This window comes from Aliidiomarina haloalkalitolerans (assembly GCF_003987315.1).
GTDB classification, from domain to species: Bacteria; Pseudomonadota; Gammaproteobacteria; order Enterobacterales; family Alteromonadaceae; genus Aliidiomarina; species Aliidiomarina haloalkalitolerans.
In genome coordinates, this window is sequence record NZ_PIPI01000021.1 from 1 (window position 1) to 2,088 (window position 2,088).

At 47.4% G+C, this 2,088-nt stretch carries 4 protein-coding genes; all 4 read left to right on the forward strand.

The genetic code is table 11. The annotated features are described in order from the left end of the window. Positions 1–707 (forward strand): hypothetical protein (locus CWE06_RS12415; protein ID WP_157981182.1); only part of this gene is annotated, 707 nt, incomplete at its 5' end. Beyond that, positions 707–1,324 (forward strand): hypothetical protein, encoded by a 618-nt coding sequence (locus CWE06_RS12300; protein WP_126794756.1) that lies wholly within the window; start codon positions 707–709, stop codon positions 1,322–1,324. The genes CWE06_RS12415 and CWE06_RS12300, both read left to right, overlap by 1 nt. A gap of 40 nt (positions 1,325–1,364) precedes the next feature. Then, entirely contained in the window at positions 1,365–1,721 is a 357-nt protein-coding gene (locus tag CWE06_RS12305; protein WP_126794758.1) for a hypothetical protein, read from the forward strand. Between the two features lie 60 nt (positions 1,722–1,781). Further along, a partial coding sequence (locus CWE06_RS12310; RefSeq protein WP_198679105.1) for an RHS repeat-associated core domain-containing protein occupies positions 1,782–2,088 on the forward strand: 307 nt, incomplete at its 3' end.

Genomic DNA, 2,088 nt, shown 5'->3' on the forward strand with positions numbered 1-2,088 from the left:
GTGGCGCGTTCCACCATGGCTTTGTCAGTGCGGGAATGGGGCAAGTAGCAAACAATGCCGGCGGAGACCTAGCCACAAGCGTGATTTTAGGGGGCACTGCGTCGCAGGTTGTCGGCGGTAAGTTTGCCAATGGGGCGGTGACCGCGGCGTTTGCTTGGGTGCTGAGAGCTGCTCATAACGGAGATGCTTACCGAAAAAGTGAAAGCAACATCTACGAAGATCGCGATGCAAATAATGCCGAGAGGACAGTGATAACGCTAAGTCACAGTAATCATAAGAATAAATTTATTGTACTTAACATCTCGAACGAGCTGACGCAATTAATAGAGGCGTTGACCTTAGACGCATCGCAGCTTGCCGATGCGATTCTCGGGGAGTTTGAGTCGGGTAGGCATCGAGTAAGCGTTAGCGCAAACTATCGACTTCATGACGCCGGATTATTTAACAAGGATGGTATCACATTGAATCCGAATGGGTTTCACGGACATAAAGGTGTTGCTCAGCTGGTCTTGGGGCATGAGCTAATTCATTATCGTGACCACGCCGTATGGGGTGTGAGTTACAGCCAACGGCGCAGTGAATCAGAAGTTAATGCGTATCGCTGGGAAATAAATAATGCTCACAGCTTTATTTTGGCCGAGAGCCACCTGCAAACCCATATTCGAGATGCAACGACCAACTGTCGGCTCCACGGAGGATGTAGATAATGAAAGCGTATTGGTTTGTATGGGCGCTACTTATCATTTTACCTGCACAAGCAAGCAGGACACTGGGTGTTGAGTGGTTTTCTATTATCGAAAAAAAGGATGGCGAAATCTATTTGCAAGTGTCCCATTTATTTTTAGGTGCAGGGCCCAGAGAGGCATATTTTGAGTTGATAGGCTGTACTGACGAAGCCCTGTGGCTGAAAGTGCCTTATGACGATGAAGGTCTCCGTATATTTACGGAAACACAATTAGAACATTGTGATCTCAGTGAGCCTCTTCGTCTTGGTTTATATTTTGAAGAAAGTGGTGAAAAGCAACTGTTTAAAGTCTATGAAGAGAAGCCGGTCCAGTACCTAATTCCTGAAAGTAAGGAGCTTTTTTCTATTTGTTCTGATAAGTCGTTTTATGTACATGGAAGTATTCCTTCGAGTTTGCAAGGTAAGGACTTGAACGTATCTTACAGGAAAAGTGATTCGATGGTGACGTTTGAGAAAGTACGAGTACTGTTTGGGTACTATTTTGATATCCGGCTTCATGATGAACTCGATTGCACCCAGATTTCTGGTGGGTATATAAACGATACCTTTTTTCCGACCTATGAGATTCCGGGAGCGTAATTTTTATTGGCGACCGAGTCGCAGTTTGTTGGTCGCGCATATGAAAGGATGCTTAACCCGTTATCCAAGCAACTCTGGTTTGGTGCGCTTAGTGGTCGAAAATATGTATCAAAATGGTTACTTTAAAGGATATCGCAATCATTCGACAGGGGTGGTGATTGAGCAAGTGACTCAAGTTAATGCGCATGGGAACGGAACTCGTGTGCAGTTCCAAAACGGCGATATCGAGCACCGGTTTATGGTGGGAGGCACGGTCATCACCCATACTGAGCATGGGAGTGGTACCACGGAGCAAGTAACGCACCTGCATAAAGATGCGCAGGGCTCGACGGTGGTGATTACCGGAAATGCAGTCCTTGGCAATGTTCTGAAACAACAGATAGCCTATGACCCATGAGGTAAACAAGCGACCTTGTGGAGCCACAGCCAGTTTATATTCGGACTGCGGTTAGGGGAGATGCGCGGCTACACTGGCCACACCATGGTGAACGACCTGAACCTGATCCACATGGGTGGTCGTACTTACAACCCGGTGCTGGGGCGTTTTATGCAGGCGGATCCGTTTATTCAGGCGGGCGCCAACCTGCAGAACTACAACCGCTACAGCTATGTGCTGAACAACCCGCTGAGTTATACGGACCCGAGTGGGTATTTGTTTAAGAAGCTAAACACCAAGTTCGGCAGATTCACCCCGCTACTGGCGATGGCTGTGATGATTATTCCTGGTGCACAACCCATAGGAGCAACTATGCTTAAGGGGTTTA